Raw genomic sequence first — 26774 nt, forward strand, 5'->3', positions numbered from 1 at the left:
CGCTATCGGCTCGGGCCCAACGGCCACAACGGACCCCACCGGAACGTGATCCAGCGTGGGCGAGCCCTTGCCGATGCGGCGTCTTTCCCGTGAAAAAGGGGCACGTGTCGCCACGCGCCCCGGTCCTGAAAATGTCTTGTGGGTTAATGCGCCATTCCGATCGAGAGGAACAAGGTCTCGCCGGAATGGTCATCCACACCGTCATTGTCGGTGGAGATGAAAATCTCGCCCGCCTGCGTGATGGCCAGCCCCTCGACCTTGTCGAGCACATAGCCCCCCGTCGCGGTCAGGTCCGGAAGCAGGTCGCGGACCAGCTCCTTGGATACGGTGGGGATGTCATCCCCGCCGAGCTTGCCGGGCACCATCTCGGCCACAGGCACCCGGTAGACCTTCTTGGTGACGGCCGCGCGCCCATGCTGGTTGTCGCGCTCGACGATGTAGACGTGATCGCCATGGGCGGTGATCTCCGACAGACCGACCCAACCCTGCGCCGGTGCCGCCTTGGGATAGAGCACCGCGCCCCAGTCCCCGGTTTCGAGATTGTAAGACACGAGCTTCACGTGATGCTCGGGATCATCCCGCCACTCGCGCTGCACCGCCATCCAGAGTGTGTCGCCGATCTTGGTGATCCCTTCGAAGCCAAAGCGCCGCTCCACCGCCATCAGTTCGGGCGGCAGGCCGATCTCGGCCTCGATCTCGCCATCCGCGCCGATGTGATAGAGCGCATGGGGCGTGACCCGGTCCGTGCGCCCTTCGGAGGCCACCCAGAACCCGCCTTCGCCATCCAGCGTGATGCCCTCCAGGTCCAGCTTCTGCGCCGGACGGCCCTTGCGGGTCACGGGCAGGGCCGAGGTGATCCGCGCCGGCGTGGTCGCGGTATCGATCGTGTAAATGGTCGGCTGATAGCTGTAGAAGCTGTCATTCACCGCGTAGATCGTGCTGCCCTCACCCGCGACCATGCCCGAAAGCGCGCCCCAACCGATCAGCTCATCCGCGCCGGCAGAGGTCAGGTGCGGATAGGACGCGGGTGCCTCGGAATACTGGTACAGCATCACATGGGCCCGGGCTGCCCCATCCTCGAGCCCGTCATACTCGTTCGCCGTGGCCAGCAAGCCGCGCGACGGGATCGCCACCGCGCCCTCGGGCGAGATGCCCGACGGCAACAACTGCGCCAGCACCGGCGCGGTCGGATCCGTCACGTCATAGACGCCTACGACCGAGGCCCGCTCGGCCATGACGAACACATAGGGCGTGCCGTCAAAGCTGCCGAACTCCATCCCCTCGGGCTCCACGCCCTTGGCGTCCGAACGCTTGTCCGGGTAATGGCCGATCTGCACGATGGCATGCTCAAGGGTCGCCCCGGTCTCGAAGATCTCGGTGCCGTCCTTGGCAAAGATCGTCATGCCGCGCGCGCCGCCATCCATGTCGCCTTCATTGGCGATGGCGAAATGGGTGTCGTCGATCCACTGGATCCCGTCCGGCTCGCGCAGACGGCTAGGCTGACGCTCGGTGAAGATCAGCGCGCCGCGCTCATCCGTGGCATCGATCCCCTCAAGATCCACGCCCCCCGCCGAGAAATGCGACAGGATGGACCCATCGCGGGCCACCACGGCGATATGGTTGTTCTCCTGCAGGGTCACGACCGTCTCGCCTAGGCTGTTGATGTCGACGAACTCGGGCTCGGGATCCTCCCCGGCGATCTCCGCCAGCCCGGTCAGGTCCGCACGGATCAGGCTGTCGCAATCAAGGCTGCCCTCCACCACATCGATCATCACCAGATCGCCCGCGGGCATCTGCGGCACGCGCCCGTCGCCCAGATCCTCGTCGCGCTCATTCTCGATCGCGACAGAGATGAAAGACCCGTCCGGCGCCTTGGCCGTGCTGTCGGGCTGCCCGCCCAGATCGCAGCGGGCAATCTCGGTCATGGTGGTCAGATCGATGGCCTTCACCAGTCCCGAGGGCGCCGTATAGCTCTCGGAGGTGTTGATCCCCACGAACGCCGTGCTCCCGATGATCGAGACGGCGGTCGGCTCCCCGTCCATCGCCATGGTGCCCAGCGGTCTGGGGTTGGAAGGATCCGTGATATCAATTGCGCCGATCACCCCGGCGGGGCTGTCCGTATAGACCAGCGTCATGCCATCGGCGGTGGCGTCGATGATCTCGGCAGAGGTTTCCTTCGGCGCGTCGCCGTCAAAATTCGCCGTGACCGGAAAGGACGCGATGCGGTTAAAATTCATATCGGCAGAGGCGGCACCTGCGACCAGGGCGAGGGCGGCGCTGCTCAGAAGACCAGTTTTTGTCATGACATTCCCCAAGGTTTGCGCCCCCGGGCATGCAACAGCTGTGTAACAGCCCCGCGTCAGAGCCATGTCACTTCTGTAAAAGCCGCACTGGCGCAGAAGTGACTGCCGCCGCACCACGCCTTGTGCAAAACTGGCGCGACGGGCAAAGGAGCACCCCATGACACGACATCCCCTTCGCGCGGCCCTCCTCGCGACTGGCCTGAGCCTTGCCAGCGGCGCAGCACTTGCCAGCCCCTCGGTGATCGAGCGGGCCGAGGCGCAGCGCTCCGGCGACAGCTATCGGATCTCGGTCACCCTCAGCCATGCGGATACAGGCTGGGACCACTATGCCGATGGCTGGGAGGTCCAGACCCCCGACGGCACGGTGATCGGCAGCCGCGTCCTCTACCACCCCCATGTCAATGAACAGCCCTTCACCCGCAGCCTCAGCGGCGTGATCGTCCCGCCCGGCGTGACCGAACTTGTGATCCGCGCGCGCTGCAATGTGGACGGCTATACCGGCACGCCCTACCGGCTGCGCCTCACCAACTAGGGCCCCGCGCGGATCCGCGCGACGCCCGTTTCATTGTTCCAAAAATAGGCGTTATTATACTTGCCGTACCCACCTTGAATTGCTATATTGGTAGCAAGAGAAGAGAGTGTATGTCATGTCGATCCTGTCCCGCAAAGAGTTCCACGACGAGCAAGCCGCTTACGACTATGTTGAAGCGCGTGTTTGGCCGCATGGCGCTACCTGCCCGAAGTGTGGCGAGCGTGATCGCGTGTCCAAGATGGGCGGTAAATCCACCCGGATCGGCGCGTACAAGTGCTACAAGTGCCGCAAGCCGTTCACCGTGAAGGTTGGCACCATCTTCGAGTCCAGCCACGTTCCGATGCACATTTGGCTTCAAGCGATCTACCTGATGTGCGCCAGCAAAAAAGGCATCAGCAGCAACCAGTTGCACCGCACCCTTGGCGTTACTCTGAAAACCGCATGGTTCATGTCTCACCGTATCCGTGAAGCTATGCGCACCGAGGGCGGCGCGTTTGGCGTTGGTGGCGGCTCTGTCGAGATTGACGAGACTTTCATCGGCAAAGAACCGGGCGTGACCAAAACCAAGACCGCTCGCGGCGGCGCTCACAAGATGAAGGTTTTGACCTTGGTTGACCGCGATACCAGAACCGCAAAGTCAGTCGTTATTGACGATCTGCGCGTTGACACCATGGCGAAAGCTGTAGCTGAGAATATGTCTCGTGAAGCCCGCATGATCACCGATGAATACCGCCAGTATAAGCACATGGCGAAAGACGTTGCCGCACAGCATGAATTCGTGCGTCACAGTGCTGGCGAATACGTCAGACAGGATGATCCTGAAATTCACACCAACACCGTTGAAGGCTTTTACAGCGTATTTAAGCGGGGCATGAAAGGCGTCTATCAGCACTGCCAGAAACAGCATTTGCACCGTTATGCAGCGGAGTTTGATTTCCGGTACAACAACCGTGCAGCCAAGGAAATTAGCGATACTGTTCGTGCTGACATTGCGCTCACTGGCATCGTTGGCAAGCGGCTCACCTATCAAACAATTGGTGCATAATGGCAAAGAAGCCCGAAAGCGATCCAGAGCAGTACAAGCGGTTTCTAGCAAAGGTCAAAGAGCTAGAGGACGCTGGCGAACTAAACCCCATCGCCGATGAGGCGATGGAGCGGACTGTCGTTGCCGCGAAGCAAAACTCAAACCGAGATCAAGATTTGTAGCCAGAATTGCAGAATGGGTGCGTCGGCTGCAAATTTCCAGTCCTAGAGTCGCCGCCCTCTCGAGCTCGCGTTATGTGGTCAAAAGTTACCGAGTTAGAATGCACCGCCGCATCGCAGATGGCACACCTCCGCGGGGATTCCATAACTAAGCGAATAAATGCCGCCGATTTTGCGGATGATGACGGGCTAGACTTACTGGGAGGAAGTTCCGCCCCAGGCGGCGGGACCTCTAGTTGCTTGAGATGAGCAAAATCCTTCTGTTGGGATAGCCAACCTATAATGTCGTCATCATCTTTTTCGCCCCACATCGCCTCGGCGATGCTCCAGTAGAGGTCAACCACCCTTGATAGGCTGCGACCTCCCGCGCCCAATCGGCTCATGGTTAAGGAAACGTAGGTTCTATTTCGAGCTAGGTACGCCTCAAACCGATTTCTAATTTTGGTGAAGTCGTTTTTCTTACCACGCTCGTCTATTTTTGCAGCGAACTCTACTGTTGCCAAAAAAGCGTTTGGCTGGAAGTTGCCTGTGGCTGAATAGCAATACACCAAGGGGTGCAGGCCGAGCGACCCGCTATGATTGGTACTTACCAACCGCAGTTTGGACTGCACTCGCTTCAAGAATTCAACGGTTTTTTGCCCATCGACGTCTTCGGGCAATGCATCTGGAATTTTCTTTGCGGAAGCGCTCGTCGGTAGCGGAATTCCGTTGGAAACATTTACTAGCTCAAACACAAAAGGAAGCGCGTTATAACCCTTGCCTGCAATCGGCACATCGGAAGTCGTAATCGGCGCATTGTGCGGCGGCTCATAAAGTACCTTAAACAACTCTTCTCCGAGTTGCTCTATTTCGCGCTGGACTTCTGGTGCAAAACCGGCCCAATATTTGTGCCCCTTTGCACCTCGGGCAATGCATCGGGCGGATATCGCGTCCGGTGCCTTTCTGGTTTGCAAAATTCTGCGCTCGGTGGGGTCAATCGGCTGTGCGGCTTGATTGATTTTGAAAAACGATGCTTCAGCGGCCTTTGAGTCAGCCGCAGTAACCCACTGCACCTCAACTGCACCAGACCCCATACGGCGCAACCATCGTGCTTTCTTTGCGTCAGAAACCTCCTGCCCTATTAGCCCTTTGAATTCGGCATAGGGGCCGATGTCCTTTCGGACCTTCTTACGTACTCGATCCGCGATTTTTCTCTGCTCTTCGGTTAAGCCGGAGCCATATTTCGAAATTGATGCGGTGCCATCTCCGTAGTCGTCCCTTATCCAAGAGATCAAAGCGCTCAACCTATGAGCGCCATCAATCACAAACACATGGTCCCCGCTCTGCCACAAGATGACAGCAGGGATTAAATGACCCTCTAAGAACGCTTTGATCAAGTCTACAACCGCGTCTGGCCCCCAGTGAGTTGTCTCCCTTTGGAAGTCTGGCTTGCGCAGTGTTCCAGCAAAAAAAGCAGACGCCTCCAAGTCTGATAGGCTTATTCTGTCTCTGTCACTGCCGCCAGAACTGCCAGTATCGGACTCGAAGTCCTCCCGAGGCACCAGCGCATCTAGGTTTACCTTTTGACCTGCCAATGGAGCCTCCAAGCTAAATCGGGCGTGATTCTGAATACTCATATCACACCAAATTCAGGATGGGTACGGCAAGTATAATAACGCCCAAAAATACTCACGGCGCGCGATCTGCCAGCCATGACCGCCGCAGGCAGCAGCGCTCAGCCCGGCGTGCTGCGCCGACCTTCGCGCAGCCAGGCCGCAATGGTCAGAAGCGCCACCAGCGCGAGGAACAGCCAGGCCGCGATCAGCGGGCTGATCCGCAGATCCGTGGTCAGGGCCGCCTCGCGCGGGGTCAGGCCGATCCAGCCGCGCCCGGCCGCGTTGCGTCCCTCGCCCACATCTCGCAGGCGCGGCACGCCATCCTCCAACGTCAGCACCCCGCCCCGCGTGGCATTCACCGCCAGGGCGAGCTTGTCGCCGCTGGCAAGGGTCTCTTCGAACTCGCGCGGCGCGGCGGGCCCGAGCGCCACCACGGCCTCCAGATCGCCCTCCGCAAGCCGATAGAGCCCCGGCTCCGCACCGGTGAATTCCGCGCTCCAGCGGCCCGGGGCGATCTCGGTCAGGGGCACCACGGTTTCCACCCCATCGGGGCCGACAATCGTCACCTCGCGCTCCCCATCGGTAAGCGCACGGCGGGTGATCGTCATGGTCTGCCCCTCGGCGGTCGCGGTCAGCGCGTCCTCCTCAAGCTCGGGCTCTTTCATCATCCAATGGGCCAGACGGCGCAGCAATTCGAGCTGCGGCCCACCCCCCTCATAGCCGCGCGACCAGAGCCAGGCGTGATCCGAGGCCAGCAGCGCCACGCGCCCTTCGCCCACCCGGTCCAGCAACAGTAGTGGCCGGTCCCCGGGACCTGTCATCACCACATCGCCCGCCATGGGCTCCACCTCGATCAGGCGGAACCAGCGGCCCCAGGGGGTCTCCCCCTCTGCCAGATCGGCGGGCGCGAGCCCCGCCGTCACCGGATGCCGGTCGCCCACATCGCTGATCGCGGGGGTGAAGCCCTCTTCGATGACCTGCGCCGTGGGCTCTCCGGGCAGGATATCGGCCAGCGGCGAGCGGTAGATTGAATTGGCGGAAGCAAAATCAGGCCCCGCCGCCACCAGAACCGCCCCGCCGGATTCCACATATTGCGCGATATTGGCGAGATAGATCTGCGGCAGGATTCCGCGCCGCCGATACCGGTCGAAGATGATCAGGTCGAAATCATCGATCTTCTCGAGGAATAGCTCGCGGGTCGGAAAGGCAATCAGCGACAGTTCCGAGACCGGCACGCCATCCTGCTTCTCAGGCGGGCGCAGGATCGTGAAATGCACCAGATCCACCGCCGAATCCGACTTCAGAAGGTTGCGCCATGTCCGCTCCCCCGCATGGGGCTCGCCCGAGACCAGCAGCACCCGCAGCCGGTCACGCACGCCGTTGATCTGCACCACGGCCGCGTTATTGCGATCGGTCAGCTCGCCCTCCGCCTCGGGCACCGAGAGCTGCACGACATTCATCCCGCCATGCTCCAGCATCAGCGGCACGGTAATGTCGCGCCCCACCGGCACGTCCACGGCAAAGCCCTCGCCGCCATCGATGGCAATCTGCAACGAGACTTGCCCCCGGGCGGCTTGCGGGACATCGCCCTGATCCTCGATGCTGAGCGTCAGCTCCACCTCTTCGCCCAGGATTCCGAAGGCGGGCGCAGTCTTGACCACGAGGCGGCGATCCCAATCGCCCTCCCGCCCGGTCAGCAGCAGGTGCAGCGGCGCCGGCAGGGTCGGCATCGGGCCCAGATCATGGACCTGACCGTCGCTGAGAAGGATCGTCCCCGCCAGCCGCGCCTGAGGGATTTCCGTCAGCGCCTCGGTCAACGCACCGGTCAGCAGCGTGCCCGCATTCCCCGGCCCGTCGCCCACGCGCACCACGCGCAACTCGGTGTTGGAGCGCGCCTCGATTTCCGCCGAGAGCTCGGCCAGCGCCGCCTCGGTCTGCTCCGCGCGGTCCGAGATCCGCTGGCTGGCCGTGTCATCCACCACCACCAGCACGATATCCGTCAGCGGGCTGCGATCCTCCTCCTGCAGCGACGGGTTGGCGAGCGCCACCAACAGGGCGGCCGCCGCCAGCCCCCGGATCCACGCGCCCAAGAGGCCACGCGACCCGGCAAAGAGGAGCAGCCCCGCCATGAGCACTGTCAGCACCGCCAGCGCGACCCAAGGCAGATAAGGGTCGAAGATCACAGTCCCCGTGGTCATTGGCCGAGCCTTTCGAGCAGAGCAGGCACATGGACCTGATCGGATTTATAGTTCCCGGTCAGCACATGCATGATCAGGTTCACGCCAAACCGATAGGCCAGCTCGCGCTGCTGACGCCCCGAGAAGCCGCGCCCGATGGGCACCATGGCGCGCCCGTTTTCATCCGTGGCCCAGGCCGCAGCCCAGTCATTGCCGCCGATCACCACCGGGGTCACGCCGTCATTGAGGTTGCGGAAGGGCATCCCCTCGACCTGCTCGGCATCCGGCGGGGCCGCCTCGACCCAAAGGGTCCGCCCCTGATGGCGCCCTGGGAAATCCTGCAGCAGGTAGAAGGTCCGCGTCAGCACATGATCCGCCGGCAGTGGCTCCAGGGGGGGCACATCCAGAGGGGCCGCCAGCGCGCGCAGGGTACGCATCCCTTGGCTGTCATTCCCAAAGCGCGAGACATCCGCATCGCGCGTGTCGAACAGGATCATGCCGCCACCGCGCAGATACCGGTTCAGCTTGGCATAAGCCTCGGCCGAGGGCAGCGGCTGACGGTCGGTGACAGGCCAATAGAGGAACGGGAAGAAGGCGAGCTCGTCGGTCTCGAGATCCACGGTGATCGGCTCGGCGGGTTCGATCGAGGTGCGCTGGGTCAGAACGCGCGACAGGCCGCGCAACCCGGCCAGCGCCGTGGTGTCGAGTTGGGCATCGCCTGTCCGCACATGGGCGAGGACCACCGCACTCGTGGCCTCAAGGGCCAGCACGTCATCCGGGACGCCCTGAGCCTGCCCCGGCACCGGGGTCATGGCCAGCAGCGCCGCAAGGACCAGCGCCGCTGGGGCCGCGCGGTGGCTCTGGCGCAAACGGCCCGAGAGCCAGAGTGCGGCCAGAATATCCAGCGCCAGCAGCATGAGCGCCGCCGTCAGAAGCCACCCGGCCAGCGGCTGATCCTGCTGCGCCTCCATGCCCTCGACCGTGATCGAGGCGGGCCAGACCGCCGGGGCCAGCGCGGCCTCCGGACCCAGAACATTGCGCGCCAGACGGCGGTCGCCGCCCGCATAAAGCCCCGGGGGCACATCCGCGCTGAGCGGGGCTTCGGCGAGGTCTTCGCCCGGAATGCCCGCAAGCTGCCCGGCATCCTCCAGCGTGCCATAAGGCCCGAGCACCTGCTCGGCGACCCATGTGGTGCCTGCCAGCGCCTCGGCGGTCAGCGCTGCGGGGCGCGATGACACGGCCAGACGCTCCAGCATCTGCACGAAGAGCCCCGAGAGCGGCAGGCTCGACCATTCTGCATTCGCGGTCACATGGATCAGCACCACCTGGCCCTGTCCCAAAGCCTTGCGCGTGACCAGCGGCGTGCCATCGGTCAGGGCCGCGATCACCCGGTCCGGCAGGCTGGGGTCCGGCTGGGCCATGACCTGTGCGGTGACGGTGACATCCTCGGGCAGAGGCAGACCAAAGAAGGGCGAGGTTTCCGCAAAGGGGCGCAGAGACTTCGGCTCGCCCCAACTCATGGCGCCGCCGACCGAGCGTCCGCCCGCGCGCAGGCGCACGGGCATCAGCGGATCCTCGGAGGTGCGCGAGACATCCGACGCGGCCAGTCGCGGCCCGGCAAAGCGCAGCAGCAGCCCGCCGTTTTCAACCCATGCCTCAAGGCCCTCGGCCTCGCTCGGCGCAAGCTGGGCCACATCGGCCAGAATGATCACATCCGGATTGGCGGGCAGCGCGTCGACCAGCGGCACCTCAAGGATATCTGCTGTGGGCGTGAGCGCCCGGCGCAGGTAGTGCAGCGGCGTAAGCAGCTCCAGCCCCTCGCGGTCATCCCGCCCGGCGAAGAGGGCGATCTCACGGCGGCGCAGGGCGTCATCGGCAAGGCTGACCGCGCCCGCCGTGGTCTGGCCGGGGATCTCGAAGCGGGTGATGCGGTTGCGCAGCTCCGGCGGCAGGTCGAACGCGGCCTCGGCGGATGTGGCACCGGCCTCGAAGGTGATCTCGGAACGGCCCAATTCCCGCGTGATCCCGTTGGGCCCGGGGCCACGGGCGATCACCGTCAGCGCACGCTCGCCCGCAGCCGGGCTGCGCAGAACCTGCGCCGTGACATCGCCATCGCTGATCTGTGCCGGGGTCAGGCCGAACACGGCACGCGGGCTTTCGAACACCCGGACGGTACCGCGCGCCTCCAAAGCGGCGAGCACATCTGCACGCCCCTCCCAGTCGAGCCCGTCGGACATCCAGAAGGTGTCAAACGCCCCCTCGACCGCCGCAAGCCAATCCAGAACCTCTGCGCCGTGGACCGGCCAGGGTTGCGGCTGCACGCCTGGCAGGCGCGCGCGTTCGGCTTCGGGGGCACCAAAGGCGATCTCCGCAGGCGGAAGGTCGGTCAGTGTCACCAGTGCCACCGGGCGTCCGTCGCGGGCCGCCTCGGACAAAAGCGCCTCGAGCCGGTCCTGCCGTGCGGACCAGTCCCGAGCAGAGGCCCAGCTAGCATCCGCCGCGATGAGCAGCGGGCCGTTGCCCGGTGTGCGCTCATCCGGGTTCAGGATCGGCCCGGCAAAGCCGAGGATCATCGCCGCCACCGCCAGCGCCCGCAGCAAGAGCAGCCACCAGGGCGTCTTGTCGGTCTCGCTCTCGGGGTCGTTCAGCCCCAGCAGCAGCGCGACGCCCGGAAACCGCCGCGTGATCGGAGCCGGGGGCACCGCCCGCAGGATCAACCACAGGATCGGCAGCGCCAGCAGCAGCAGCAACAGCCCGGGAGAGGCAAAGGCGATGGGTCCGAGGGAAAACATCAGCGCACCTGCTCCAACGCGTGATAGAGCCAGAGAAGCGGGTCCTCGGGCGGGTGGTCCGTATGGTGAATGTCGAGCCGCCAGCCCGTGCGGCGGGCCAGCATCTGCAGCCAGTCCTTGCGCTCGGCCAGCCGTTCCAGATAGGCCTCGCGCAGGCCTTTGGCCTTCAGCGTCTCAAACCGGATCGCGCCCGACATGCTCTCGAAGACGGTGCGCCCGTCATAGGGAAACGCCTCTTCATCCGGGTCGAGAACCATCACCAGCGCGCCCTTGACGCCCCGGTCGGCAGCCGTGGTCAGAGCCTTTTCGATCGGCGCGGTCTCACCCAGAAAATCCGACAGGAACACCGCCCGCGCGCCCGAGGGCATCACGCGGGGCACCGGCACGCCGTAATCTTCCGGGTCCTTGGGGTCCATCAGCGCGGCCGCCAGCCGGATCAGCTGGGTGTTCCCGGCCTTGGGCGGCTCCGGCAGGGTCATCAGACCCACGCGTTCACCCGCGCGCACCGCGAGGATCGCCAGCGCCATGCCGATGGTCTGGGCCCGGCGCAGTTTCGAGGGGCGGTTGCGCCCGCCGGTAAAGCCCATGGATTGCGCATCATCGACCCAGAGCATCAGACTCTGCGCCGCCTGCCATTCCTTTTCGCGCACGAAGGGGCTGTCGGCCCGGGCCGAGCGGCGCCAGTCGATGGCGCGCACGCCGTCTCCGGCCTCGGCAGGGCGGTACTGCCAGAACTCATCGCCCATGCCCGCCCGCTTGCGCCCGTGATTGCCGAGCATGATCGTGGCCGCCAGATGCTCTGCCGCCACCATGAGCGGTGGCAGGCTGCCCGAGACGGTCTCGGAACGGTGGCGCAGGCTGTCAGGAGTGTGGAGCGCCTCGGAAAATCCGGATCGGCTCACGCGGCCTGCTCAATCCGGGTGACCCCGTGGGTGACGCTGTCGATCACCTCTTCGAGCACCACGCCCTCGGCCCGTGCCGCAAAGCTGAGCGCCATGCGGTGGGACAGGATCGGACGCGCCAGAGCCGCCACATCCTCGGCAGAAGGCGCAAGCCGGCCATCCAGCAGGGCGCGCGCCCGAACGCAGAGCATGAGCGATTGCGCGGCCCGGGGGCCCGGCCCCCAGGAGACCGAGCGTGACACGGCGTCATGGGCCTCGGGTTCATTCGGGCGGCAGGCCCGCACCAGATCGAGGATCATCTCGACCACCGCATCGCCCACGGGCATGCGCCGGACGACGTCCTGGGCATGGATCAGCTCAGGCCCGGTGAAGACCGGATGGGCCTTGGCGCTCTCGGAACCGGTGGTCGCCATCAGGATCCCCTTTTCCGTCTCGCGATCCGGGTAATCAACATCGATCCGCAAGAGGAACCGGTCGAGCTGCGCCTCGGGCAGGGGGTAGGTCCCCTCCTGCTCGATCGGGTTCTGGGTGGCGAGCACATGGAACGGCGCGGGCAGCGGGCGTTCCTCGCCCGCGATGCTCACATGCTTCTCCTGCATCGCCTGCAACAGCGCGGACTGGGTCCGCGGCGAGGCGCGGTTGATCTCGTCAGCCATCAGCAACTGGCAAAAGATCGGCCCCTCAAGAAACCGGAAGGAGCGCGCGCCATCGGCCGCCGTCTCCAGCACTTCGGAGCCGAGGATATCCGCAGGCATCAGGTCGGGCGTGAACTGCACCCGGTTGGCGCTCAGCCCCATCACCGTGCTCAGCGTGTCCACCAGCAGGGTCTTGCCCAGCCCCGGCAGGCCCATCAACAGAGCATGTCCACCCGACAACATTGCATTGAGGGACAAATCCACAACCGTGGGTTGTCCGATGATCTGGGTCGCGATGCTGGCCTTGGCCTCGGCGAGTTTTTCACCCAGCGTCTCGATATCTTTCACCAGGGTGTCTGCGTCAGACATGTCCGCTCCTTGCCGTTGCCTTATATAGTCTCATTAAAGGGAAGTATGGCCCGTCTGACAAATGGCAAAAACTATGAGCGCACAAAACATCGTGACCCCGACCGCGGATGACCTCGCCGTCTCGGCTCAGGCCGCCTCGAAACAGGGCCCGCCGCCCGTGCATCTGTGGAACCCGCCCTTCTGCGGCGACCTGGATATCCACATCGCCCGGGATGGCAACTGGTCCTATCAGGGTTCGCCGATCAGCCGGGCGCCGCTGGTGCGGCTCTTCTCGTCGATCCTCAAGCTGGAAGACGGCAAATACTTCCTCGTCACCCCGGTCGAGAAAGTCGGGATCACGGTCGAGGACGCGCCCTTCGTGGCCACGGATTTCGAGGTCAGCGAGGAAGACGGCGCGCAGGTGCTGACCTTCACCACCCAGGTGGGCGATACCAGCCGCGCCGGGGTCGAGAACCCGATCCGTGTCAGCCGCGACCCGGGGACGGGCGAACCGGCGCCCTATATCCATATCCGCCGTGGGCTCGAGGCGCTGATCGACCGCAAGAGCTTCTATAGATTGGTGGAATTGGGTGAGACCGCCGAGATCGAGGGCACCGAATGGTTCGGTCTGCGCTCGGAGGGTGTGTTTTTCCCCATGATCCCGGCGGCGGAGTTGCAGGGCGTCTGACGCGCCCTGCCCTGTGGTGTCAGGCCGCGCGACGGCGGCTCAGGCCGAGCCCGCCCAGCGCGCAGAGCAGCAAGAGCCCGCTCATCGGCAAGGGGATGACCGCCGGTTGCGGCAACCCGCTCAGACTGCGCGTGGTATCGCCGAAGCTGTCGATCTCGATCACGACCTCGCCCTCTCCCATCAGATCGAAGGTATCCGCATCCGTCTTGAACAGGATCGTCTCAATGAGATCACTCTGAGTGTCGCGAGGATCCAGGTAGGTGACCGTGATGGTATCACCATCCGCCGACCGCTCGATCAGGGGCACGTAGGGATCGAAGTCGAGGATCCAGCCCACATCCACCTCAAAACCGGCAAAGCCGGAAACGCTGAACACACGCGCGCCATTCAGGAGCCCGGCAAGGCTGTCATCGATCGACCGGAAATCGTAGCCAAAGGTGGTATGGCCCGAGCTGGTCTCGAAGACGGCGAAATTGATCTGACCGGTCACGGTGTAGAGGTCATCGACGACCCCGCCCCCGCTGAACCCGTCGCGCTGCTCGGTCGCCGACACAGATCCCGAGGCGACTTGGGTCCCCAGAAAATCCGGGTCCCCGGCAACGACCTTGCCCGTATCGAAATAGGCCAGTTGATCGAGGGTTGTCCCCGGCAGCAAGGGCACGGCCTGAGCCGCACCAGCGGCCAGAAGTGCGCCAGTAAAAACAAGAGATTTCAAGAACATGAAATTGAACTCCGTAACTGAGAATACATCATACCGCAAAAGGTTAACACGACCTCGGCGACCTGCCTAGTCGCGTTGGCGGATCACCTCAGACCCTAGCCACGGGCGTTGTGATCGGGGGGAGCTGCGCAACATGACCGGCCCAGATCCGGAGCAACCTGCTGGCACAGCATGCACGGCGACGATGGCGTGCGGGCATTGTCTTCGCAGCGCAGGACGTCCGTCACGGCGACGTCCGGGTCCACTGGCAGCTGCAGGGGTCGGATGGCACAATGAACGTGGGTCTGTACCGCTCCCTCCCGCGACCGATGGCGGCATGCGGTCGGTTTTTCACCAGGGGACGGGCCCTTCGGGGACTTTGTCGCTGACGCGGCGGGGCGGACGCGTTAGACCCCGCGCATCTGCCCCTTGCGCGAGAGTGCCGCGATGCTGCCTGCCCGATTTGCCCCTTATCTCTTTGCCCTGATCCTGTCAGGCGTGATGTCGCTGATCGTGTCGGGCGTAGTGACCTTCAAGGCCCTCGGGATGCCGCCGGGCTTTGTCGGGCTCTGGTTGAACGCGTGGCTTTTTGCCTGGGCCGTGGCCTTTCCCAGCGCTCTGTTCGCAGGTCCGCTCGCGCGCAAACTCGTGGCGCGCCTGACCACGCAGGGCTAGCGGCGGAAGGGGCTCGGGCGCAGGCCCGCTGCCGCGCTTTGGGTCACATCCGAGATGCGTTTCGCGCGGGTCGGCGCGGTCTTCGCAGTCTTGATCCATTCCAGCGTGCCGCGCTTGACTGAGCGAGGCCAAGCCTCCCAGACCGAGACAAGATCCCCCAGGGCCGCGTCCAGATCCTCGGGGCGCTCCAACCGCTCCACATCGTCGAGAAAGACCCACATGCCATTCGCCTCGGCCTGCGCGATCACCGCCTCGCCCGGGGGCTGCATAAGACCGGCGGCGCGCAGTCGCGCGACCTTCTCCTTGTTGACCCGCGACCAGGCGGATTTCGGATTGCGCGGGCTGATGCGCAGCTTGGCCCGGTCCGCGTCCACGCGCCCGGTGACGGAATCCACCCAACCCCAGCAGAGCAGCTCGTCAATCGCCGCGTCATAGCTGAGATAGTGGTCCGTGTGCTTCTTGTAGGTGATCATCCAGACCGACGCCGTTTGCCCGTGATGGGCCGCGAGCCAGTCGCGCAGATCCGCGCGGCTGCGGATCTCAATCTCTTCAAGACTGCTCATGGCGCCACTCACCGGGGGCCAGACCGTCCAGCTGCCACGCGCCGATCTGGGTTCGGATCAGACGCAGGCAGGGCAGCCCCACAGCGGCACACATGCGCCGCACCTGCCGGTTCTTCCCTTCCGTGATCGTCAGCCGCAGCCAAGCATCGGGCACGGTTTTTCGAACGCGCACGGGCGGGTCCCGGGGCCAGAGCCAGTCCGGCTCCGGCACTTGCGCCACCTTGGCCGGGCGGGTCGGCCCATCCTTGAGAGTCACGCCCCGGCGCAAACGCTCCAACGCGTCGGGCCCGGGGGCCCCCTCGACCAGCGCGTAATAGGTCTTGGGCATCTTGGCGCGCGGCTGGGTGATCCGCGCCTGCAGCTTGCCATTATCCGTCAGCAGGAGCAGCCCCTCGCTGTCGCGGTCCAGCCGCCCGGCCGCATAGACGCCGGGCAGGTCGATCCAGTCCTTCAACCCGCGCCACTGCCCCTCGGGTGTGAATTGCGACAGGACGTTCATCGGCTTGTTGAAGGCGATCAGCATGACGCGCGACCTAATGCGCCTCGGCCCAGCTCGCCCCCTGCCCTGCATCCACGGTCAGCGGCACGTCGAGCCGTACGACCGGCTCTGCCGCGCCTTCCATGATGTCGCGCACCACGGGGATGACCGTTTCCACAGCCTCCTCGGCGACCTCGAAGATCAGTTCGTCATGGACCTGCAAGAGCATCCGGGCGGGCAGATCCGCGATGGCACCCGGCATGCGCACCATGGCCCGGCGGATAATGTCCGCCGCCGTGCCCTGGATCGGCGCGTTGATCGCCGCGCGCTTGGCGAAGCCGGCCTGCGGGCCGCGCGCGCCAATCTCGGGCGTGTGGATCTTGCGCCCGAACAGGGTCTGGACGAATTTGTTCTCTTTCGCGAAGGCGACCGTGTCGTCCATATAGGCGCGGATCCCCGGGAAACGCTCGAAATAGGTGTCGATGAAGGCCTGCGCCTCGCCGCGCGGGATGCGCAGATTGCGCGCGAGGCCGAAGCCCGAGATGCCGTAGATCACCCCGAAATTGATCGCCTTGGCCTGTCGGCGGATCTCGGGTGTCATCTCGTCGAGCGGCACGTCGAACATCTCCGACGCGGTCATTGCATGAATGTCGAGCCCATCGCGGAACGCGGTTTTCAGCGCGTCGATCCCGGCGATATGGGCGAGGATCCTGAGCTCGATCTGGGAATAATCGAGGCTGACCAGCACATTGCCCGCCTCGGCCACGAACGCTTCGCGGATCCGGCGTCCTTCCTCGGAGCGGACGGGGATGTTCTGCAGGTTCGGGTCAGTCGAGGCCAGACGCCCGGTATTCGCCCCGGCAATCGAGTAAGAGGTATGCACCCGCCCCGTCTCGGGGTTGATATGGTCCTGCAGCGCGTCCGTATAGGTCGATTTCAGCTTGCTGAGCTGACGCCAGTCGAGCACCCGGCGCGGCAGGTCATGCTCGGTCGCCAGATCCTCAAGCACATCCGCCGGGGTCGAGTACTTGCCAGACTTGCCCTTTTTGCCGCCCTCGAACCCCATCTTTTCGAACAGGATATCGCCAAGCTGCGCGGGGCTGCCCACATTGAAGCTTTCGCCCGCAAGCTCGTGGATCTCCGCCTCAAGCCCGGCCATCTTCTGGGCAAAGGCATTGGACATCCGGCTGAGCGTATCGCGGTCGACCTTGATCCCATGCATCTCCATCTCGGCGAGGACCGGCACCATGGGCCGCTCCATCCGCTCGTAGACCTTGGTGACCTGCGCCACATGCAGGCGCGGCTTCAAAAGCTGCCAGAGCCGCAGAGTAATCTCGGCATCCTCGGCGGCGTATTTCGCGGCCTCGTCGATGGGGACGAAATCGAAAGTGATCGCGGATTTGCCCGTGCCCAGCAGGGTCTTGATCGGGATCGGTGTGTGGTCGAGATAGCGCTCGGACAAAGCGTCCATGCCGTGATTGTGCAGCCCCGCATGGAGCGCGTAGCTCAGCAGCATCGTGTCATCGATGGGCGCGACCGAGATCCCGTTCCGGGCCAGGATCTTGGCGTCATATTTCATGTTCTGGCCGATCTTGAGGATCGCGGGATCCTCCAGAACCGGCTTCAGAAGCGCGAGCGCCTCGTCGAAATCCATCTGGCCCTCGGCCAGCTTCGGCTCCGACGAGAACAGATCCGTCTCGCCCCCGCCATCCTTGTGGGTCAGGGGCAGATAGGCCGCCTTGCCCGGCTCCACGCAGAGGCAAATGCCCACCAGATCCGCGCGCATCTCGTTGAGCCCCGTGGTCTCGGTGTCCACCGCCACATAGCCACGGGCGTGGATCGTCTCGATCCACGCGGACAGCGCGGCGGCATCCCGAATGGTCTCATAGGCGCTGGGGTCGAGCGGGGGCAGGTCCACCGCGTCTGCCTCGGCAGACGCGGCCACGGGCTCGGGCACGGCGGGGGCCTCGACCCCCAGTGTCGCCGAGATCCGCTTGGTCAGCGTGCGGAACTCCATCTCCGCCAGAAAACCCAGCAGGGTTTCGGGCTCCGGATCTCGCACCTCCAGATCATCGAGCGTGAAGCCCAGTTCCATCTCGCAATCGAGCTGCACGAGCTTCTTTGACAACTCGATCTGGGCGCGGTGTTCGATCAGGGTCTGGCGGCGCTTGGGCTGCTTGATCTCCTCGGCGCGGTCGAGCAGGTCTTCGAGCGAGCCATACTCGTTGATCAGCAGGGCCGCGGTCTTGATCCCGATCCCCGGCGCGCCGGGCACGTTGTCCACGGAATCCCCGGCGAGCGCCTGCACATCGACCACGCGCTCGGGTCCGACGCCGAATTTCTCATGCACCCCGTCCACATCGATGGTCTTGTTCTTCATCGCGTCGAGCATCTCGACCCCGCCGCCCACGAGCTGCATCAGGTCCTTGTCGGAACTGATGATCGTGCAGCGCCCCCCGGCCTCGCGCGCCTGCACAGCAAGGGTGGCGATGATGTCATCGGCCTCGAACCCCTCCATCTCTTTGCAGGCGATGTTGAAGGCCTCGGTCGCGGTCCGGGTCAGGGGGATCTGCGGGCGCAGATCCTCGGGCATCGCCTCGCGATTGGCCTTGTACTGATCATAAAGGTCGTTGCGGAAGGTATGGCTGCCCTTGTCGAAGATCACCGCCACATGGGTCGGCGCGTCCGAGCCGGTATTGCCCTCCACATAGCGCTGCAGCATGTTGCAGAACCCCGACACTGCCCCGATCGGCAGGCCGTCGGATTTCCGCGTCAGCGGCGGCAGCGCGTGATAGGCGCGGAAAATGAACGCCGATCCGTCGATCAGATGCAGATGATGTCCCTTGCCAAATGCCATGGCCGCCCCCCAGGTCTCGCGTCGCGTTCCCAGCGATATAGCCTTGCACCGGGATTGGCGAGGGGTCAGCGGCCAGTTCAGGCCGGTGGCAGCGCGGTCTGGGTCATATGGATGAAAATCGCGATGAAATAGAGCACGCTGGCGGTGACCACGAAGCCATGCCAGATCGTGTTGTGGAACCGCATGCGCGTGGCCAGCAGAAACGGCACCCCGACGGAATAGAGAAGCCCCCCCGCCACCATCAGCATCACCACCGGCCCCGAGAGTGTCGCCAAAAGCCCCTGCCCCCCCACGACAATCGCCCATCCGAGCCCGAGACAGAGCAACGCCGAAGGCAGCACCGAGCGATGGCGGCGCAGGCTCGACAGAACCACGCCAAAGGCCGCCCCGCTCCAGATCGCGGTGAGCAGTCCGAACCCCGTCCCCGACAAAAGCGCGAAGGGCGTATAGGTCCCGGCAATCTTGACGAAAATCGCCCCCTGATCGAGCGCGCGCAGCCGCACCACCCAGTCCGGGCGCGGCACGTGATTGTAAAGGAACGAGCAAAAGAGCATCGCGATCAGGCTGCCGCCATAGATCGCCAGCCCGGTGATCGGACCCGCGCCCAGCTTCCACACGGCGGCCAGGGTGATCAGCACCGGAACCGCCGCGAGGGCCGCCCCCAGCGCGCCGAGATGCACCACCGCATCGCTGATGCGTTCGGCGCGGGTATAGGGCCGCTCGGGATCTCGGTAGTGAGTCATGGGGGAAATCATAGCATGATTATCCCCTCACACCGGGTTAACCGCACGGAACCCGCCCCGGCGGCAGGGGTTTGCCCAGTCCGAACGGCCATGTCGCAAAAGGTCGTCGGCCCTTGGCCCGCACCAGCCCCGTCCGGAGGCCCGGCAGCAGGCCAGCGAACCCGGCACCCTAAATCCGGCAAGCCTCAGTCGACGGCGATCTTGCCTTCGAAATCCTTGTGGATGTAGCGCGCATCGCAATAGGGGCACTCGACCCAGCCATGCTCTTCGGGGATCTGGAGCCAGACGCGTGGATGGCCCAGCGCGCCCTCGCCCCCATCACAGGCGATCCGCCAATCGGTCACGATTTTGGTCTCGGGGACAGCGGTGGGCATGGGATGGCTCCGTCGATAAGATCACAAAGTCTTGCCTCGGAGCGCGCGCACCCCTAGGTCGGGCGCATCATACGCCTTGTCCCGCCCCGAACAAGAGCTTGGGGCCCAGAGGCGCACGGGGGGACGCCATGTCACATCAAAGTTCCGCGGCGGCGATCGAGATCACCGGATTACGCAAAACCTATGGCGCGGCCAATGGCCAGCCCCCCAAGGACGCGCTGAAGGGCGTGGATCTGACGATCCCGGCCGGGTCGATCTTTGGCCTGCTGGGGCCGAATGGGGCGGGCAAATCGACTCTGATCAACATCCTCGCCGGGCTCGTGCGCAAGACCGAAGGTCAGGTGCGGATCTGGGGGTTTGATCAGGATGTGAACCCGCGCCAGAGCCGGGCCGCGATCGGGGTGATGCCGCAAGAGCTGAACCTGGATCCGTTCTTCACTCCGCGCGGCGCGCTCGACATGCAGAGCGGGCTCTACGGGGTGCCGCGCAGCGAGTGGCGCACCGATGAGATCCTCGCGCTGATCGGGCTGAGCGACAAGGCGGACGCCTATTCGCGCTCGCTTTCGGGGGGGATGCGGCGGCGGCTCTTGCTGGGCAAAGCGCTGGTCCATACGCCCCATGTGCTGGTTCTGGACGAGCCGACCGCCGGGGTCGATATCGAACTGCGCCAGATGCTGTGGCGCAATGTGCGCAAGCTCAACGAGGAGGGGATGACGATCATCCTGACAACCCATTACCTCGAAGAGGCCGAAGAGATGTGCGACGAGATCGCGATCATCAACCACGGCGAAAAGATCGCCCAGGACAAGACAGCGAACCTGCTGGGGCGGCTCGATGCCAAGACGCTTGTGATCACACCCGAGGCGCCCGTTTCAGGCCCGCTGCCAGAGATCCCGGGCGTGCAGGGGCAGATCCGCCCGGACGGCACGCTCTGCTTTGCCTATCGGCGCGGGCAGATCTCGGTCGAGACGATCCTCGAGGCCGTGCGCCATGCACAGATCCATATTCGCGAGCTGGCCACGGAAGAGCCCGATCTCGAAGATGTCTTCGTGGCGCTCACGCGCAGCGCGGACGCGGCCTAGTCGGCCCCGGTCTCGCGCCCCTCGAGCCGGGCTGCCAGATCCGAAGCGTTGAAGAGCCGCCGCACCGCCTCGGCATAATCCATCTCAGGCGCGAAGGCGCCCGTCTCGAGAAAAGCGACCGATTGGGCGATCACCTTGGGATCGTTCATCATCAGCGTATGGGTCACCGGCAAGGTGATGTGATCGGCCATGCCCGCCACCCGGGTCCGCGCGACCGAGACCTTGCCGTCATCCTCACCGGGCAGGACCTGTGAAAAGAGCGGGTTGAGGCTGCTCGTGCCGGCGATCACGCCCGTCTCGAAGGGCACCGGCCCGAGCCGGTTGGGCACCGAGTCCGGCCCCGTCCCGAGCTGGCGCCCTGCGGGTCCGTTCACCCACTGGAACAGCGCCCAGTCGCCCAGCTCATCCACCAGTTCCGATCCCTGATTGGGCGGGCCCAGCATCACCACGCGGCCGATCCCCTCGGGCCCGGCCTCCGCCGCATGGGCCCGCAACAGGATCCCCCCCATGGAATGGGCCACCACATCGGCAGCGCGGGGCGCGCAGCCCGCCAGTGCTTCGGGGACGACCTGCGCCGCGAGGGTTTCCACCGTCGCCTCGGTGGAGGCATAGTCCGGCGTGATCACCTTGTGACCCAGCCCGCTGAGGACGACCTCCATAACCGTGAAAGACGCATCGCTGCGCGCCAGCCCATGCAGCAGGACGATACAGGCCGCGCTGGCAGGTTGGGACAGAAGGGCGCAAGACAGGGCAGCAAGGATCAGGGCACGCATGGCCGCAGGTTATCCGCCCGGTCCGGCCAAGGCGAGAGGCTTGCCAAGGACGGGACGCAACGACACTGTGGCAGGATGCCCCCAAGCTCCCCCAGACTGGCCGTGCGTGCCCTGATCCTCGACGCGCAGCAGCATCTCTTGCTGGTGAATGCCTATCCGGGTGGGCGCAGCGACCTGTGGTGCGCGCCCGGTGGCGGGGTGGAGCGGGGCAGCTCTCTGCCCGAGAACCTGATCCGCGAAGTGCATGAGGAGACCGGCCTGCGCATCGCCGTGGGCGCGCCCTGTCTGGTCAACGAGTTCCACGATCCCGCGGGCAGCTTTCATCAGGTGGATCTGTACTTTCGCGCGACAATCACCGCCGGTCAGATCGACCCGGACTGGCGCGATCCCGAGGGTATCGTGACCGAGCGACGTTTCGTGACCCGGGCCGAAATGGGCAGGCTGCGCGTGAAACCCGACAGCCTTGCCGCGGCGGCCTGGGGCACGGGCGTGCTCTATGATCCGCTGGAGCCGATTGTCCGCTAGGCCTTGCGCAGGGAGATCGCCACGCCGCCCAGCACCAGCAGCGTCGCAAGACCGGTGAGCCATGTCACCGCCTCGCCCAGCAGGATCAGCCCGCCCAATGCGGCGATGATCGGCACGGTAAGCTGCGCCACCGCCGCCCGCGTCGCCCCGAGCGAGGGCAGCACCGCGTACCACAGCGCATAGCCCAGCCCCGAGGTCAGGGCTCCCGAGACCACCGCCAGCACCACGCCCGGCAGCGTGAGCGGATCGGAGCTCGCCCAGACCAGCCAAGCCAAGAGGCCCAGTGGCAAAGCCAGCAGGAAGTTCGCCGCCGTATCCGCCAGCGGCGCGCGACTGCCCCGCCCGTGCAGCGAATAGATCCCCCAGCCCACTGCCGCGATCATCATCAGCCCAAGTCCCAGCGGGTCCGGTCGCCCCACCGCCCCCGGCCACAGCAAGAGCGCAAGCCCGGCCAGCGCCATTCCCGCGCCCAGCCAGCGGGCCAAGGGCACGGTGTCGCGCGCCAGAAGCGCACCTGCGAACATGGTGATCTGCACCCCGCCAAAGAGGATGAGTGCCCCGAGCCCGGCATCCAGACTGAGATAGGCAAAGGAAAAGCCCAGCATATAGGCGGTCAGGCTCAGCACACCGATCCAGCGCCCGGGCGAGGTCAGCCCCAGCGGCCCGCGTCGCCGCGCGAGCACCACCAGCATGAGCGCACCTGCCGCGAGCCGGATCGCGGCAAAGGCCGCCGGGCCGATCCCCGCCTCGGCCAGCGCGGCCCGGTTCAACAGGGAATTGGCGGCGAAGGCCGTCATGGTCAGGGCAACAAGCGCAAAAAGGCGGGGGCCGGAAAGCGGGGCAGTGGCAGACGTCATGGGCCAGCCAGATCACGGGGCGGCGCGGCGGGCAAGGCCGGATCACGGGCGGCCGTGCAACTCCGCGTGAAACCGGGCCGCGCCTAGCCCAGCAACCGCTCGGCGAAGGCGCCGCCAAGAAACGAGACCACACCGCCGGAAAAGCTCGCCGCGACCTGACCCGTCACCTGATCCAGCACCACGAGATCCGCGCGCTGGCCCGGGGCCAGTGTTCCGCGATCCGAAAGGCCGAGCATCTCGGCCGGGCGCGCGCTGACCCGGTCCCAGACCGGGGCGAGGGCCGGGCTCACCCCACCGGCGAGATCCAATGCGGCGGCCTTCAGCGAGGGATAATGGTAGTCCGAGACCAGCGCATCGCAGAGCCCATCGGCAATCAGGTCCCGGGCCGAGACATTGCCCGCATGGGATGCGCCGCGCATCACATTGGGTGCGCCGAGAATGATCGGATCGCCCTGTTCGCGCGCCGCCTCTGCGGCCTCTGCGGTCTCGGGAAACTCGGCAATGCGCACCCCCATGGCCCGGGCCGCGTGGCGATCGGCGGGGCTGTGATCATCGTGGCTGCCCAAGGTCACCCCCCGGGCGATCAGCGCGCGGGACAAGGCGGCGAGCCGCGCGGGGACTTCGGCGCTCCGGGCGTGGAGGTCCTGCATCAGCCGCAGATGGGCCTCCGGATTGCGCCCGCTCTTGAGCGCTTGCCCGGTCAGGCGCGGCGGGCGGCGGCCCTCGGCCAAGCGCTGATGCGGCAGGTGATCATTGAACACGACATAGCGGATCCCCGTCTCGGCGATGAAGGCCTCTACCGCGGGGAAATCGTCGATCATATGGGTCTCGAGCCGCAGCTGGATCTGCATATCCGTGCGCAGGCGGTCCCCGGTCGCGGTCAGAGCCCGGGCAAGCTCGCGCGCGAAATCGGGGCTGCGCATCCCGCCTTCCCAGGACCAGAACTGGGCGAGGATCGCCGTGGTGATGCCCGCTGCCGCCAGCTCGGCATCGAGCGCGAGCAAGCCCTCTTCGGTGGTGCGCAGCGCGCCCCGGCGCGGGGCCAGATGCCGCTCGAACCCGTCCCCATGCAGATCGATCAGCCCGGGCAGGAGCGCGTAGCCCTCCAGGTCGACCTCCCGCAGGCCGGGGGCGTCCGACAGGATCCGCCCGTCCGAGATCGCGAGCGTTTCAAGCGCACCCGCGCGCGGATCGAGGATCAGACCGTTATGGAACCGAAGCGATAACATGGGCGGGGTGATGCGCCGGGCAGACGGCGGGTGCAAGCCCCCTCGCCCGGGACGCGGCGGCGGGTCTCAGGACCGGCTGTCGCCCAGCCCCCGGAAGAATGCCGTGGGATAGCGTACATCAAACCGCTCACCGCCCAGCCCGGGCTGGAAGGGCAGCAGCATCAGATTGTTGCGCGGATAGGCGGTGGACAGACGCGACGCACCTTTCACCGAGAAGCCGAAACGCTCGTAATAGGAGGGATCGCCCAGCACGAGGATCGCAGGCACATGGCGTTGGCGCAGCATGTCGATCCCCTCGCGCACGAGGGCCGCGCCCACTCCCTGTCTCCGCTTGTCCGAGCGCACCGTCAGCGGGGCCAGCGCGATCCAGCCCTCGGGCGTAATGAGACGCGGAAAGGCGATATGGCCGATCACATGACCCTTCTCGATCGCGACCAGTTCAAGCTCCATCGCGGACTCGTCGCGCAGCGCCTGCAACAGGCGCGACTCGCCCGGCCCCTCGAAGCTCGTATCCACCAGAATCGACACCGCACGGTGGTCGTCGGCCCGGATTGGCCGGTATTCGATCGGAGGCGGCGCGTTGATGTTCATCGCCTCACTCTGCGCGGGATTTGGCCGAGAGGCCAAGCCTTTTTCCGGCCCTGTTGCCGTTTCCGCGACAATTTCAGTCACGCCCCGCAGAGGCGCAGAGCCCCAAACGCAAAAAGGGGACCCGAAGGCCCCCTCTCGCATCTCGTTGTGAGCCGGGTGGCTTACATCATGCCGCCCATGCCGCCCATGTCGGGCATGCCGCCGCCGGCAGCTGCGCCTTCCTTGGCGGGCAGGTCAGCGACCATGGCCTCGGTGGTGATCAGCAGACCCGCGATGGAGGCTGCGTCTTCCAAAGCGGTCCGCACAACCTTGGCCGGGTCGATCACACCGAAGGCAAACAGGTCGCCATACTCTTCGGTCTGAGCGTTGAAGCCAAAGGCGGTGTCGTCGCTCTCGCGGACCTTGCCGGCCACGACAGCGCCGTCCACACCGGCGTTCTCGGCGATCTGGCGCAGGGGCGCTTCGATGGCCTTCTTGACGATCGCGATGCCTGCGTCCTGGTCGGAGTTCGCACCGGACAGACCGTCAAGCGCCTTGGCCGCCTGCACGAGGGCCACGCCACCACCGACGACAACGCCTTCCTGCACGGCTGCGCGGGTCGCGTTCAGAGCATCGTCCACACGGTCCTTGCGCTCTTTCACTTCGACCTCGGTCATGCCGCCAACGCGGATGACAGCCACACCACCGGCGAGCTTGGCCACACGTTCCTGCAGCTTCTCACGGTCGTAGTCGGACGTGGTCTCTTCGATCTGGTTGCGGATCTGAGCGACGCGCGCTTCGATCTCGGCCTTGGCGCCTGCACCGTCGACGATGGTGGTCTCGTCCTTGGTGATGGAAACGCGCTTGGCGGTGCCCAGCATGTCGATGGTCACGTTCTCGAGCTTCATGCCCAGATCTTCGGAGATCACCTGGCCGCCGGTCAGGATCGCGATGTCCTGCAGCATGGCCTTGCGGCGATCACCGAAACCCGGTGCCTTGACGGCTGCGATCTTCAGACCGCCGCGCAGCTTGTTGACCACGAGGGTCGCCAGCGCTTCGCCTTCAACGTCTTCCGCGATGATCAGGAGCGGCTTGCCGGACTGGATCACCGACTCGAGCAGCGGCACCATCGGCTGCAGCGACGAGAGCTTCTTCTCGTGCAGCAGGATGATCGCGTCTTCCAGCTCGGTGGTCATCTTGTCGGGGTTGGTCACGAAGTACGGGCTCAGGTAGCCACGGTCGAACTGCATGCCCTCGACAACATCGGTCTCGGTCTCGAGGCCCTTGTTCTCTTCGACGGTGATGACACCCTCGTTGCCGACCTTCTGCATCGCGTCGGCGATCTGGTTGCCGATCTCGGCTTCGCCATTGGCGGAGATGGTGCCGACCTGCGCAACCTCGGCGCTGTCTGCAACTTCGCGGGACGCGGCCTTGATGGACTCGACGATCTTGGTGGTCGCCATGTCGACGCCGCGCTTGAGATCCATCGGGTTCATGCCAGCGGCAACCGACTTCATGCCTTCCTTGACGATGGCCTGAGCCAGCACGGTCGCGGTGGTGGTGCCGTCGCCGGCTTCGTCATTGGTGCGGGAAGCAACTTCCTTCACCATCTGCGCGCCCATGTTCTCGAACTTGTCTTCCAGCTCGATCTCTTTGGCGACAGACACACCGTCCTTGGTGATGCGCGGCGCGCCGAAGGACTTGTCCAGAACCACGTTGCGGCCTTTCGGGCCGAGGGTCACCTTCACAGCGTCGGCGAGAATGTTCACGCCTTTGAGCATGCGGTTGCGGGCGTCGGTATCAAACTTGACGTCTTTAGCAGCCATTGTGTTCGCTCCTATAGAATTTCGTTGAGGGGGTCAGCGGCGGCTCAGGAAATGATCCCGAGGATGTCGCTTTCCTTCATGATCAGCAGGTCTTTGCCGTCGACGGACACCTCGGTGCCGGACCACTTGCCGAACAGGATCTTGTCGCCTTCCTTGACGTCCATGGCGATCCGGTCGCCATCTTCGTCCTTGGCGCCTGCGCCCACGGCCACAACCAGGCCCTCGGCCGGCTTTTCTTTGGCGCTGTCGGGGATGATCAGCCCGCCTGCGGTTTTCTCTTCGCTCTCAACGCGCTCGACCAGTACACGGTCGTGTAGCGGAGTGAATGCCATATCTGAGGCTCCTTC

25 protein-coding genes are annotated in these 26774 nt (G+C 65.1%); 7 read left to right on the forward strand and 18 right to left on the reverse strand.

The features are described 5' to 3' along the window. Nucleotides 1-143: 143 nt before the first annotated feature. A complete protein-coding gene (locus ACP15I_RS13945; protein ID WP_424975560.1) occupies nucleotides 144-2303 on the reverse strand; it encodes an esterase-like activity of phytase family protein in 2160 nt (719 codons plus the stop codon). Between the two features lie 157 nt (nucleotides 2304-2460). Here ACP15I_RS13945 and ACP15I_RS13950 point away from each other — a divergent pair, with 157 nt between their 5' ends. The 3 genes from ACP15I_RS13950 to ACP15I_RS13960 all read left to right on the forward strand — a co-directional run bounded on the left by ACP15I_RS13950 (nucleotide 2461) and on the right by ACP15I_RS13960 (nucleotide 4041). Further along, the gene (locus ACP15I_RS13950) at nucleotides 2461-2835 is read left to right on the forward strand and encodes a hypothetical protein (protein ID WP_424975561.1); all 375 of its coding nucleotides are present in this window, start codon (nucleotides 2461-2463) and stop codon (nucleotides 2833-2835) included. A gap of 115 nt (nucleotides 2836-2950) precedes the next feature. Continuing rightward, nucleotides 2951-3880 (forward strand): IS1595 family transposase, encoded by a 930-nt coding sequence (locus ACP15I_RS13955; RefSeq protein WP_424975562.1) that lies wholly within the window; start codon nucleotides 2951-2953, stop codon nucleotides 3878-3880. Further along, a complete protein-coding gene (locus tag ACP15I_RS13960; protein WP_424975563.1) occupies nucleotides 3880-4041 on the forward strand; it encodes a hypothetical protein in 162 nt (53 codons plus the stop codon). Before ACP15I_RS13955 ends, ACP15I_RS13960 begins: the two co-directional genes overlap by 1 nt. Here ACP15I_RS13960 and ACP15I_RS13965 read toward each other — a convergent pair. From ACP15I_RS13965 to ACP15I_RS13985, 5 genes are all read right to left on the reverse strand, one after another. After that, nucleotides 4029-5654, reverse strand: coding sequence for a GmrSD restriction endonuclease domain-containing protein (locus ACP15I_RS13965; RefSeq protein ID WP_424975564.1), 1626 nt, complete (start codon nucleotides 5652-5654; stop codon nucleotides 4029-4031). The two genes, ACP15I_RS13960 and ACP15I_RS13965, sit on opposite strands and share 13 nt — an antisense overlap. A 98-nt stretch (nucleotides 5655-5752) precedes the next feature. Continuing rightward, nucleotides 5753-7831 (reverse strand): hypothetical protein, encoded by a 2079-nt coding sequence (locus tag ACP15I_RS13970; protein WP_424975565.1) that lies wholly within the window; start codon nucleotides 7829-7831, stop codon nucleotides 5753-5755. Next, on the reverse strand, nucleotides 7828-10602 hold the full coding sequence (locus ACP15I_RS13975; RefSeq protein WP_424975566.1) for a DUF4159 domain-containing protein: 2775 nt from the start codon (nucleotides 10600-10602) through the stop codon (nucleotides 7828-7830). The genes ACP15I_RS13970 and ACP15I_RS13975 overlap by 4 nt, the downstream gene beginning before the upstream one ends. Further along, nucleotides 10602-11504 (reverse strand): DUF58 domain-containing protein, encoded by a 903-nt coding sequence (locus tag ACP15I_RS13980; RefSeq protein ID WP_424975567.1) that lies wholly within the window; start codon nucleotides 11502-11504, stop codon nucleotides 10602-10604. Before ACP15I_RS13980 ends, ACP15I_RS13975 begins: the two co-directional genes overlap by 1 nt. Continuing rightward, nucleotides 11501-12508 carry an AAA family ATPase gene (locus ACP15I_RS13985; RefSeq protein WP_424965145.1) on the reverse strand — a complete coding sequence of 336 codons (1008 nt, stop codon included), beginning with the start codon at nucleotides 12506-12508 and terminating at the stop codon, nucleotides 11501-11503. Before ACP15I_RS13985 ends, ACP15I_RS13980 begins: the two co-directional genes overlap by 4 nt. Nucleotides 12509-12569: 61 nt before the next feature. Between ACP15I_RS13985 and ACP15I_RS13990 the strand changes: the two genes are divergently transcribed. Continuing rightward, the gene (locus ACP15I_RS13990) at nucleotides 12570-13175 is read left to right on the forward strand and encodes a DUF1285 domain-containing protein (RefSeq protein ID WP_424975568.1); all 606 of its coding nucleotides are present in this window, start codon (nucleotides 12570-12572) and stop codon (nucleotides 13173-13175) included. 19 nt (nucleotides 13176-13194) lie between these two features. Here ACP15I_RS13990 and ACP15I_RS13995 read toward each other — a convergent pair whose 3' ends face one another. Further along, nucleotides 13195-13896, reverse strand: coding sequence for a hypothetical protein (locus ACP15I_RS13995; protein WP_424975569.1), 702 nt, complete (start codon nucleotides 13894-13896; stop codon nucleotides 13195-13197). 426 nt (nucleotides 13897-14322) lie between these two features. Here ACP15I_RS13995 and ACP15I_RS14000 point away from each other — a divergent pair, with 426 nt between their 5' ends. Beyond that, nucleotides 14323-14550: a DUF2798 domain-containing protein gene (locus tag ACP15I_RS14000; protein WP_424965148.1), complete on the forward strand. Its 228-nt coding sequence runs from the start codon at nucleotides 14323-14325 to the stop codon at nucleotides 14548-14550. On the opposite strand, the gene ACP15I_RS14005 is transcribed toward ACP15I_RS14000, so the two are convergent. The 5 genes from ACP15I_RS14005 to ACP15I_RS14025 all read right to left on the reverse strand — a co-directional run bounded on the left by ACP15I_RS14005 (nucleotide 14547) and on the right by ACP15I_RS14025 (nucleotide 19565). Further along, a complete protein-coding gene (locus ACP15I_RS14005; RefSeq protein WP_424965149.1) occupies nucleotides 14547-15113 on the reverse strand; it encodes a YdeI/OmpD-associated family protein in 567 nt (188 codons plus the stop codon). The genes ACP15I_RS14000 and ACP15I_RS14005 overlap by 4 nt on opposite strands. Next, on the reverse strand, nucleotides 15100-15636 hold the full coding sequence (locus ACP15I_RS14010) for a pseudouridine synthase (protein WP_424975570.1): 537 nt from the start codon (nucleotides 15634-15636) through the stop codon (nucleotides 15100-15102). The genes ACP15I_RS14005 and ACP15I_RS14010 overlap by 14 nt, the downstream gene beginning before the upstream one ends. A gap of 10 nt (nucleotides 15637-15646) precedes the next feature. Further along, nucleotides 15647-18448, reverse strand: coding sequence for a DNA polymerase I (gene polA, locus ACP15I_RS14015; RefSeq protein WP_424975571.1), 2802 nt, complete (start codon nucleotides 18446-18448; stop codon nucleotides 15647-15649). A gap of 77 nt (nucleotides 18449-18525) precedes the next feature. After that, nucleotides 18526-19191 (reverse strand): PAQR family membrane homeostasis protein TrhA, encoded by a 666-nt coding sequence (gene trhA, locus ACP15I_RS14020; protein WP_424965152.1) that lies wholly within the window; start codon nucleotides 19189-19191, stop codon nucleotides 18526-18528. Nucleotides 19192-19376: 185 nt separating this feature from the next. Next, nucleotides 19377-19565, reverse strand: coding sequence for a zinc-finger domain-containing protein (locus tag ACP15I_RS14025; protein WP_424975572.1), 189 nt, complete (start codon nucleotides 19563-19565; stop codon nucleotides 19377-19379). A 128-nt stretch (nucleotides 19566-19693) separates the two neighbouring features. On the opposite strand from ACP15I_RS14025, the gene ACP15I_RS14030 reads away from it, so the two are divergent. After that, the gene (locus tag ACP15I_RS14030) at nucleotides 19694-20647 is read left to right on the forward strand and encodes an ABC transporter ATP-binding protein (RefSeq protein WP_424965154.1); all 954 of its coding nucleotides are present in this window, start codon (nucleotides 19694-19696) and stop codon (nucleotides 20645-20647) included. Here the strand turns inward: ACP15I_RS14030 and ACP15I_RS14035 are convergent. Beyond that, the gene (locus ACP15I_RS14035; protein WP_424975573.1) at nucleotides 20644-21420 is read right to left on the reverse strand and encodes an esterase/lipase family protein; all 777 of its coding nucleotides are present in this window, start codon (nucleotides 21418-21420) and stop codon (nucleotides 20644-20646) included. The genes ACP15I_RS14030 and ACP15I_RS14035 overlap by 4 nt on opposite strands. A gap of 75 nt (nucleotides 21421-21495) precedes the next feature. Between ACP15I_RS14035 and ACP15I_RS14040 the strand changes: the two genes are divergently transcribed. After that, nucleotides 21496-21945 (forward strand): NUDIX domain-containing protein, encoded by a 450-nt coding sequence (locus ACP15I_RS14040; RefSeq protein WP_424975574.1) that lies wholly within the window; start codon nucleotides 21496-21498, stop codon nucleotides 21943-21945. Here the strand turns inward: ACP15I_RS14040 and ACP15I_RS14045 are convergent. The 5 genes from ACP15I_RS14045 to groES all read right to left on the reverse strand — a co-directional run bounded on the left by ACP15I_RS14045 (nucleotide 21942) and on the right by groES (nucleotide 26759). After that, nucleotides 21942-22802, reverse strand: coding sequence for a DMT family transporter (locus ACP15I_RS14045; RefSeq protein WP_424975575.1), 861 nt, complete (start codon nucleotides 22800-22802; stop codon nucleotides 21942-21944). The genes ACP15I_RS14040 and ACP15I_RS14045 overlap by 4 nt on opposite strands. An 83-nt stretch (nucleotides 22803-22885) precedes the next feature. Next, nucleotides 22886-24031 (reverse strand): alpha-D-ribose 1-methylphosphonate 5-triphosphate diphosphatase, encoded by a 1146-nt coding sequence (locus tag ACP15I_RS14050; protein WP_424975576.1) that lies wholly within the window; start codon nucleotides 24029-24031, stop codon nucleotides 22886-22888. A 66-nt stretch (nucleotides 24032-24097) separates the two neighbouring features. Further along, nucleotides 24098-24622: a GNAT family N-acetyltransferase gene (locus ACP15I_RS14055; RefSeq protein ID WP_424965159.1), complete on the reverse strand. Its 525-nt coding sequence runs from the start codon at nucleotides 24620-24622 to the stop codon at nucleotides 24098-24100. Between the two features lie 161 nt (nucleotides 24623-24783). Next, nucleotides 24784-26427: a chaperonin GroEL gene (gene groL, locus ACP15I_RS14060; RefSeq protein WP_424965160.1), complete on the reverse strand. Its 1644-nt coding sequence runs from the start codon at nucleotides 26425-26427 to the stop codon at nucleotides 24784-24786. 44 nt (nucleotides 26428-26471) lie between these two features. After that, nucleotides 26472-26759, reverse strand: a complete 288-nt coding sequence (gene groES, locus ACP15I_RS14065) for a co-chaperone GroES (protein WP_424965161.1) — start codon at nucleotides 26757-26759, stop codon at nucleotides 26472-26474. Nucleotides 26760-26774 lie beyond the last annotated feature (15 nt).

The organism is Dinoroseobacter sp. S124A (genome assembly GCF_049801015.1).
In the GTDB taxonomy this organism is placed as follows: Bacteria; Pseudomonadota; Alphaproteobacteria; order Rhodobacterales; family Rhodobacteraceae; genus Dinoroseobacter.

Coding starts and splice junctions, on each gene's coding strand:
- ACP15I_RS14040 (WP_424975574.1), top strand. CDS start 21,496: ATGCCCCCAAGCTCCCCCAGACTGGCCGTGCGTGCCCTGATCCTCGAC.
- ACP15I_RS14055 (WP_424965159.1), bottom strand. CDS start 24,622: ATGAACATCAACGCGCCGCCTCCGATCGAATACCGGCCAATCCGGGCC.
- ACP15I_RS13970 (WP_424975565.1), bottom strand. CDS start 7,831: ATGACCACGGGGACTGTGATCTTCGACCCTTATCTGCCTTGGGTCGCG.
- polA (WP_424975571.1), bottom strand. CDS start 18,448: ATGGCATTTGGCAAGGGACATCATCTGCATCTGATCGACGGATCGGCG.
- groL (WP_424965160.1), bottom strand. CDS start 26,427: ATGGCTGCTAAAGACGTCAAGTTTGATACCGACGCCCGCAACCGCATG.
- ACP15I_RS14000 (WP_424965148.1), top strand. CDS start 14,323: ATGCTGCCTGCCCGATTTGCCCCTTATCTCTTTGCCCTGATCCTGTCA.
- ACP15I_RS14045 (WP_424975575.1), bottom strand. CDS start 22,802: ATGACGTCTGCCACTGCCCCGCTTTCCGGCCCCCGCCTTTTTGCGCTT.
- ACP15I_RS14035 (WP_424975573.1), bottom strand. CDS start 21,420: ATGCGTGCCCTGATCCTTGCTGCCCTGTCTTGCGCCCTTCTGTCCCAA.
- ACP15I_RS13950 (WP_424975561.1), top strand. CDS start 2,461: ATGACACGACATCCCCTTCGCGCGGCCCTCCTCGCGACTGGCCTGAGC.
- ACP15I_RS13945 (WP_424975560.1), bottom strand. CDS start 2,303: ATGACAAAAACTGGTCTTCTGAGCAGCGCCGCCCTCGCCCTGGTCGCA.
- ACP15I_RS13960 (WP_424975563.1), top strand. CDS start 3,880: ATGGCAAAGAAGCCCGAAAGCGATCCAGAGCAGTACAAGCGGTTTCTA.
- ACP15I_RS13985 (WP_424965145.1), bottom strand. CDS start 12,508: ATGTCTGACGCAGACACCCTGGTGAAAGATATCGAGACGCTGGGTGAA.
- ACP15I_RS14005 (WP_424965149.1), bottom strand. CDS start 15,113: ATGAGCAGTCTTGAAGAGATTGAGATCCGCAGCCGCGCGGATCTGCGC.
- ACP15I_RS14010 (WP_424975570.1), bottom strand. CDS start 15,636: ATGCTGATCGCCTTCAACAAGCCGATGAACGTCCTGTCGCAATTCACA.
- ACP15I_RS13975 (WP_424975566.1), bottom strand. CDS start 10,602: ATGTTTTCCCTCGGACCCATCGCCTTTGCCTCTCCCGGGCTGTTGCTG.
- ACP15I_RS13995 (WP_424975569.1), bottom strand. CDS start 13,896: ATGTTCTTGAAATCTCTTGTTTTTACTGGCGCACTTCTGGCCGCTGGT.
- ACP15I_RS14030 (WP_424965154.1), top strand. CDS start 19,694: ATGTCACATCAAAGTTCCGCGGCGGCGATCGAGATCACCGGATTACGC.
- ACP15I_RS13990 (WP_424975568.1), top strand. CDS start 12,570: ATGGCAAAAACTATGAGCGCACAAAACATCGTGACCCCGACCGCGGAT.
- groES (WP_424965161.1), bottom strand. CDS start 26,759: ATGGCATTCACTCCGCTACACGACCGTGTACTGGTCGAGCGCGTTGAG.
- ACP15I_RS14025 (WP_424975572.1), bottom strand. CDS start 19,565: ATGCCCACCGCTGTCCCCGAGACCAAAATCGTGACCGATTGGCGGATC.
- ACP15I_RS13965 (WP_424975564.1), bottom strand. CDS start 5,654: ATGAGTATTCAGAATCACGCCCGATTTAGCTTGGAGGCTCCATTGGCA.
- trhA (WP_424965152.1), bottom strand. CDS start 19,191: ATGACTCACTACCGAGATCCCGAGCGGCCCTATACCCGCGCCGAACGC.
- ACP15I_RS14050 (WP_424975576.1), bottom strand. CDS start 24,031: ATGTTATCGCTTCGGTTCCATAACGGTCTGATCCTCGATCCGCGCGCG.
- ACP15I_RS13955 (WP_424975562.1), top strand. CDS start 2,951: ATGTCGATCCTGTCCCGCAAAGAGTTCCACGACGAGCAAGCCGCTTAC.